This is a genomic window from Flavobacterium sp. RSP15, assembly GCF_003968755.1.
Lineage (GTDB): Bacteria > Bacteroidota > Bacteroidia > Flavobacteriales > Flavobacteriaceae > Flavobacterium.
On record NZ_RYDL01000003.1, the window covers coordinates 215,643 to 223,080 of the forward strand.

The 7,438-nt window shown below is 35.3% G+C and carries 7 protein-coding genes; 6 read left to right on the plus strand and 1 reads right to left on the minus strand.

The window, feature by feature from the left end; all coding sequences use genetic code 11:
* Nucleotides 1–34 precede the first annotated feature (34 nt).
* The 6 genes from EKM00_RS05440 to cas2 all read left to right on the plus strand — a co-directional run bounded on the left by EKM00_RS05440 (nt 35) and on the right by cas2 (nt 6,862).
* Complete coding sequence (locus tag EKM00_RS05440; protein WP_126515515.1) at nt 35–1,663, plus strand: OstA-like protein; 1,629 nt, start codon at nt 35–37, stop codon at nt 1,661–1,663.
* A 108-nt stretch (nt 1,664–1,771) separates the two neighbouring features.
* Nucleotides 1,772–2,962, plus strand: a complete 1,191-nt coding sequence (locus EKM00_RS05445; RefSeq protein WP_126515516.1) for an aspartate aminotransferase family protein — start codon at nt 1,772–1,774, stop codon at nt 2,960–2,962.
* 277 nt (nt 2,963–3,239) lie between these two features.
* Complete coding sequence (locus EKM00_RS05450) at nt 3,240–4,637, plus strand: tetratricopeptide repeat protein (RefSeq protein ID WP_126460534.1); 1,398 nt, start codon at nt 3,240–3,242, stop codon at nt 4,635–4,637.
* Entirely contained in the window at nt 4,637–5,386 is a 750-nt protein-coding gene (locus tag EKM00_RS05455) for a shikimate dehydrogenase family protein (protein WP_126460530.1), read from the plus strand. The genes EKM00_RS05450 and EKM00_RS05455 overlap by 1 nt, the downstream gene beginning before the upstream one ends.
* Before the next feature lie 256 nt (nt 5,387–5,642).
* Nucleotides 5,643–6,557, plus strand: coding sequence for a type II CRISPR-associated endonuclease Cas1 (gene cas1, locus EKM00_RS05460; protein ID WP_126455229.1), 915 nt, complete (start codon nt 5,643–5,645; stop codon nt 6,555–6,557).
* Nucleotides 6,533–6,862 carry a CRISPR-associated endonuclease Cas2 gene (gene cas2, locus EKM00_RS05465; protein WP_126455227.1) on the plus strand — a complete coding sequence of 110 codons (330 nt, stop codon included), beginning with the start codon at nt 6,533–6,535 and terminating at the stop codon, nt 6,860–6,862. The genes cas1 and cas2 overlap by 25 nt, the downstream gene beginning before the upstream one ends.
* A gap of 9 nt (nt 6,863–6,871) precedes the next feature.
* On the opposite strand, the gene EKM00_RS05470 is transcribed toward cas2, so the two are convergent.
* Nucleotides 6,872–7,438, minus strand: a 567-nt coding sequence (locus tag EKM00_RS05470; RefSeq protein ID WP_370453920.1) for a transposase, incomplete at its 5' end; no start/stop codon positions are given.

A 7,438-nucleotide genomic window follows, 5' to 3' on the forward strand; every position in this document is an offset into this window, starting at 1 on the left:
TCCTTTTTCATAAATTTGACAAAAATTAAATCCATTGAAAAAATCGTTTTTTTTCCTTCGTTATTGTTTCATACTGTTCACTGCTAATTTAGTTTTGGCGCAAGCTCCAAAAAAAATTATTGTAGAAAACTCAGATTTTGCCGATGTAAATCAGGTAGAAATACCGGATGCATTATTGCTGATTGGGAACGTACGTGTCAATCATGATGGCGTGATAATGACTTGTAATAAAGCGTATTATTTTCAAAAAGAAAACTACATCAAGGCTTTTGGCAATGTTCAAATGGTGCAAGGTGACACTTTATTCCTAAACAGTAAATATGCGGAATACAATGGAAATGTAAAAAAAGCCTATGCTTCCGGAGATGCCGTAATGAGTTCCCCTGATGCGACTTTGGTAACAGAGATTATTAATTTTGACCGAAACACTCAAGAAGTATTTTACGATACGCCAGGAACAATTACCAATAAAGACAATACGCTAAAAAGCAATTCAGGAAGATATTATGTGAAACAAAAGAAATTCCAATTCCTTACAGCTGTTACTATTACTAATCCAACCTATGTAATTAAATCAAATCACTTGGATTATTTCAGTAATTCCGGGCATTCGTATCTTTTTGGACCATCCACAATTACCAGTAAAGCCAATTATATATATACCGAAAAAGGATTTTATGATACCAAAAAAAATCTGGCTCATTTCCTGAATAAATCGTACATCAAATACGATGATCGGGTGATTAAAGGCGACAGTTTGTACTATGACCGAAATCGGGAATTTGCATCGGCAACGCGAAACGTAAAAATAACGGATTCCATCAATCGCGGAATTATAAAAGGGCATTATGCTGAGGTGTATAAAAAACTGGATTCTATGTACGTAACCAAAAGAGCTGTTGCCGTGAATTTTGTCGAAAATGACTCGGTTTACATCCATGGAAAAAAATTAATGGTTACTGGAAAAGAAGGAAACCGAATTATCAGAGCGTTTAACAATGTCCGGTTTTTCAAAACTGATATGAGCGGAAAATGTGATTCGATTCATTCAAGTTCTAAAACAGCGTTGACCAAAATGATTGGAAATCCAATACTTTGGAACGCAGAAAACCAAATCACAGGAGATGTCATGCATCTCATAGGAGACAACAATACCCAAAAATTAGATTCGCTCAAAGTACTCAATAACACATTTATAGTCTCCAAAGACACGATAGGAACTGGATATAATCAAGTCAAGGGTCAAAATCTCTATGGGAAATTTAAAGACGGAAAACTCCATGATGTTGATATAATAAAGAATGCCGAAGTCATTTATTACATGCGCAACGAAGCTCAGGAACTCATTGGTATCAATAAGAATGTAAGCAGCAAAATCAATCTTATTTTAGAAGAAAATGCGATAGAAACTATTACGTTTTTCCAGCAAGTGGATGGCGATATTTATCCAGAGAAAGAGTTGCCAGAAAATGCACGTATTCTAAGAGGACTGCTTTGGCGAGGAGAGGAACGAATAAAATCCAAGGACGATATTTTTCCTGCCGAAGAAAATGAAGACAACGATAAAATAGATAAAGCAACTAAAGCGGCAGAGGCCAAAGAGGATATTCCTATGAAAATCCGAAAAGAAACTCTGAATTACGATAAGAAGAAGAAGAAGTAAGTGATCAGTGAGCAGTCCTGACTCTTTGGGATTAGTGGTCAGTCTGCTAGGTATACTGGTCAGTCACTATTCTCTCAGTTTAACAAATAAAAGATTAAAAAAATAACCGTGAACAACGATTTCTTAAAATACCAAGCACAAACCTCACCATATCCATTGGGTATGGAAGTCTCGCATGCTGTAGGCTCTTACATTTACGATACTAATTCTAAGAAATACTTGGATTTTGTGGCGGGAGTTTCCGCTTGCACATTGGGACACCAACATCCTAGAGTCAATCAAGCCATAAAGGATCAGTTAGACAAATATTCTCATGTTATGGTCTATGGCGAATATTCACAAAGTCCGGCGGTTCAGTATTGCAAATTGTTAGCCTCGCTCCTGCCCGCACCTTTAGATAAAACTTATTTGGTCAATTCAGGAACAGAAGCCATTGAAGGTGCTTTAAAACTAGCTAGAAGAACTACCGGAAGAAGCCAATTGATTTCGTGTCATAACGCATACCATGGCAATACAATGGGTGCTATGAGCGTCATGGGATTTGAAGAACGCAAACAAATTTTTCGTCCATTGATACCTGATGTTGATTTTATTACCTTCAACAACGAAGCCGATTTACAAAAAATAACGACCAAAACTGCAGGAATTATTCTGGAAACCATTCAAGGTGGCGCCGGATTTATTCAGCCGCATAATGATTTCCTTAAAAAAGTTCGTCAACGCTGTACTGAAGTGGGCGCGATAATGATTCTGGACGAAATTCAGCCAGGTTTTGGGAGAACCGGAAAACTTTTTGGATTCCAAAATTATGATGTTGTTCCTGATATCGTAGTTATGGGAAAAGGAATGGGAGGTGGCATGCCTGTAGGTGCTTTTACGGCTTCATCAGCAATGATGGATTTGTTGAGCGATAATCCAAAACTGGGTCATATCACGACTTTTGGAGGCCACCCTGTCATTGCGTCAGCCTGCTTGGCTACTTTGCAGGAAATTACCGAGACCAATCTCATGGATGAGGCGATGGAGAAAGAAAAGCTATTCAGATCACTTTTGGTACATCCTTTGATACAGGATATAAGAGGAAAAGGATTGATGCTGGCTGCAATGACCCAAAGTGCCGATATAACAAACGAAGTGATTCTTAAATGTCAAGACAAAGGACTCATTTTATTCTGGTTATTATTTGAAGATTGCGCCATAAGAATTACGCCACCGCTTACCATTTCTGAACAAGAGATACGAGAAGGTTGCAGCATCATATTAGAAGTAATGGATGGAATAATGATTGAAGAAAAATGATTAACGATTTTTGATAGCAGAAGTTGTACTATTGGATACATATTGAAATACCTATTCAAAACAATTAAAAAAATTGGGAGCTATTCCTGCTATCCGTTTTAATCTTTTACTTTTTGTCAGCAAAAAGCAAAAGGATTTCCACTCTTATCAGGGCTAGGGCATACGTTTAAACTACCTCTTTTTTTGTTAATTAAATTGTTCACAACAATTCCAACTTTCCCTCGCAGTACACGCACGATTCCCTAAATTTATTTAGGCCAAATTAAAAACACACAGTATGCAATTAAGCAACGAAGAAGAAGACTATAACTTATCATTGTCTAAATTTGAGTCCATGTTGAAAACCAACAAAGTACTCTTTTTTGACTCCGAAGAATTTGAAGAAATTATTCTTCATTACCTCGATATGGGTAAGGCCGCTTTAGCAAAAAAAGCACTCAAACTGGCATTAGAACAGCACCCAAAATCTACCGGACTAAAATTAGTTCAGGTGGAAATGCTAGTTTATGACGACAAACTCGAACTAGCCGAAAAGCTATTGAACGAGTTGTATGCCATTGAACCAACCAATGAAGAAATTTACATTCAAAAAGCCAATATCTGCTCCAAAAGAGACCAACACGAAAAGGCGGTTGAATTATTACAAACCGCGTTAAAATACACAGATGATTATGCTGATGTCTATAATTTAATAGGCATGGAATATCTTTTTATGGACAATCTTGAACTGGCAAAAGAAAGCTTCATCAAGTGTTTAGAAGAAGATCTGGAAGACCAATCCGCTTTGTATAACGTAGTGTATTGTTTTGAATTTTTAGATCAAAACCAAGAAGCGATTACTTATTTAAATAAATACATTGACAAAAATCCATACAGCGAAATTGCCTGGCACCAACTGGGCCGTTTGCATTATGGTGTAAAAGAATATGAAAATGCGATTCGTGCCTTTGATTACGCTACTTTAATTGATGATGAATTCCTTGGTGCTTTCATGGAAAAAGCAAAAGCTTTTGAACGATTAAAAAAATACGAGAAAGCCATAGAAAGTTATAGCAGAACCATTGAATTAGATGATGCAACTTCGTATGCGTTACTTCGAATGGGAAAATGTTATGAAAGATTAGGAAACAAAGCTTTAGCCTTAAAATATTTCAATCAAACAGTGCATGAAGATCCACTCTTAGATAAAGGTTGGATTGCCATCACGGACTTTTACGTACGTCAAAAAAATTACCAAAAAGCATTATTTTATGTCAATAAAGCATTAGCGATTGACAACCAAAATCGCTTGTATTGGAAACGCTTTGCGACTATCAATAAGCAAATGAACTTCTTTGAAGAAGCTGAATTTGGATACAGGAAAGCAGTTGAATTTGGCGATACTGAACTTGACACCTGGTTATTCTGGGTGGATATTCTACAATTTTTAGGAGAATTCGAAAGTGCCATTCAAACCTTATTACAAGCTTCAGAATATTTTCCGGAAGAAAATGAAGTTGAATACCGCTTAGCAGGATTGTATTTTATGCTAACAGATAATACAAAAGCAAAATTCCATTTAAGCAATGCCTTACGATTAAATTTTGATAATTACATCCTTTTAGAAGATTTATTTCCAGTAGTTTGGGCCAAAAAAATGGTGCAAAACTACATTGCAAAACATAAAAAAAAATAATGACAGAAACAGTTAGAAAACGTTTTGGGTTACTGGGTCGCAATATTAGTTATTCTTTTTCTAAAGGATATTTTACCGATAAATTTAACAATGAAAATTTTACTGGTTGCACCTATGAAAATTTTGATATTCCAGAAATAACAGCACTTCCAGAGATACTAAAAAACACTTTAAATTTAAAAGGGTTAAGTATAACTATTCCATACAAGGAGACCGTCATTCCGTTTCTGGATAAATTATCTAAAAAAGCGGAATTAATTGGCGCTGTAAATACCATCAAAATTACCAAAAAAGGAACGTTGAAAGGGTATAATACCGATTATTATGGTTTCAAAAAATCATTAGAACCCCTGTTGCAACCGCACCACAAAAAAGCCTTGATTTTAGGCACAGGAGGAGCTTCTAAAGGAGTCGCTTTTGCTTTGGATGAACTGGACATTCCTTATACTTTTGTGTCGAGAGAAGCTAAAGAAAATGCGATTGAGTATAACCGAATCAACGCAACAACATTCGACAATTACCAAATCATCATCAACTCGACTCCAGTAGGAACAAGTCCAAATGTGGATGCGTTTCCATTGATCCCGTATGAGTTTTTCACAGGAAAGCACATTGCATTTGACTTGATTTACAATCCTGCAGAAACACAATTCCTAAAAAAAGCCAAACAGCAAGGAGCACAAATCAAAAATGGTTTGGATATGCTTATTTTTCAAGCAGAGAAAGCGTGGAAGATTTGGAATAAATAACTAAGAAGTTTATTTCTTGTCAAATCGAGCGTAATCAAGATTATTGTTTTAACTCTCGCTTAAACTAAATAATTAGTATTAAAATTTCTTTAGGTCGTCTCGTTTTAAAACAGCATCAAACTGTTTTAAAACGAGACGCTTTTTTTATATCAGCAATTTAAAAGGCAGATTGAGGTTTCCCGTAAAATAACTGATTATTAAATATGTTAATTTGATTGATAATCAAATATTTGCAATTAATTTAACGGCTTAAATTATGATCAAAAGAACAATTCTTATCGAAAATAAATCCTCAATCACGACAAAAAACCAACAGCTAATACTAAAATCAGAAATAAGAGAAAGTACCATTCCAATAGAAGACATTGGTTTTCTGGTACTCGATCATGCTGAAATTTATCTGAGTATTCCTGCTATGAACTTAATTGTAGAAAATAATACTGCTATTATTATTTGTGGTAGCAACCACTTACCCAATGGAATGTTACTCAACCTCAACAGCCATCACATTCAGCAGGAAATATTCAAAAATCAAATCGAAGCTTCAATTCCTCTGAAAAAACAACTATGGCAACAAACTATTATTGAAAAAATTAAAAATCAAGGGGAATTGTTAGCAAAAATAACTGAAAATAAAAATACGTTTGAGTTTCTGGCTAGCAAAGTATTAAGCGGTGACACCACAAATATGGAAGGCGTTGCTGCACAACAATATTGGAAAAATTTTCCGTTACCTAATCATGCAAAAAATGGCATAAAAAGAGAACGTTATGGTGATTATCCCAACAATTTTTTAAACTACGGGTATGCTATTTTAAGAGCCGCTACAGCTAGAGCACTTTCCGGAAGCGGATTATTGAATACACTTGGTATTCATCATAAAAGTAAATACAATGCTTTTGCACTTGCTGATGATATTATGGAACCTTTTCGTCCCATTGTTGACGAAAAAGTTTTTGATATTATGAACCGGTATCAAGAACAAGAACTAAACACCGCAATAAAAGCGGAACTATTACAAATGCTGACACAAACTGTTTATTTCAAAGAAGAAAAAAGCCCTTTAATGGTAGGATTGCAAAAAACGGCTAGTTCGCTCCAGCACTGTTTTACAGGTCACCGAAAAAAAATTAAATATCCTAAATTATGGAACTTAACGGATACCGAATAATGTGGCTGTTCGTGTTTTTCGATTTGCCTACAGAAACTAAAAAAGACAAAAGGAATGCCTCTCAGTTTCGAGGAAATCTCTTAAAAGATGGCTTTAGCATGATGCAATTTTCAGTTTATATTAGGCATTGTGCGAGTGGAGAAAGTGCTGATGTTCATGAAAAACGCATTAACCGACTCGTTCCTTCGTTAGGAAAAGTTAGTGTTTTACGTATTACCGACAAACAATTTGGAATGATTATCAACTATTTAGGAAAAGCCAAACAGGAAAATAGTAATGCCCCAACACAGTTGGAATTGTTTTAAACAATAATTTTATTTTTCAAAAAGCGCATCTGTATTCCACCTCTCAGGATTTGTTTCGATATAATTATAAATTCTTTCATAAGACCCATCGTTTCTAATTATATGATCATGAAAAGAACGCTGCCAGGCAAAATCAGACAAACCGGCTAAATGAATTTGTTTTGATGAGGTCGTTTTATAAGCACCAATTAGTTCCGATACTGATTTTATTTTTATTTCACAATCAGAAATCAAATTACTATCAATTTCCAAAATTGCGTGGACATGATTCGGCATTACTATAAAAGAATGTAAAATAACATACGCATACTGATTATCCAACCAATTCCATTGTTTTTGTGCAATAGAACCATATTCATTCCATTCCATATACGGATTCATTGGCTCGTGTACGGACAGGTCGCGACCTGTTCCTGCCGTATTAACATTCCCAAAACAACATTTTCTATTTTGTACACAAATCGTAACGAAATATAAATTATTTTGCGAATAATCACTAACGTACGGACAGGTCGCGACCTGTCCCTGCCCTATTCCTGCCCTATTCACATTCCCAAAACAACATTTCCTATCTTG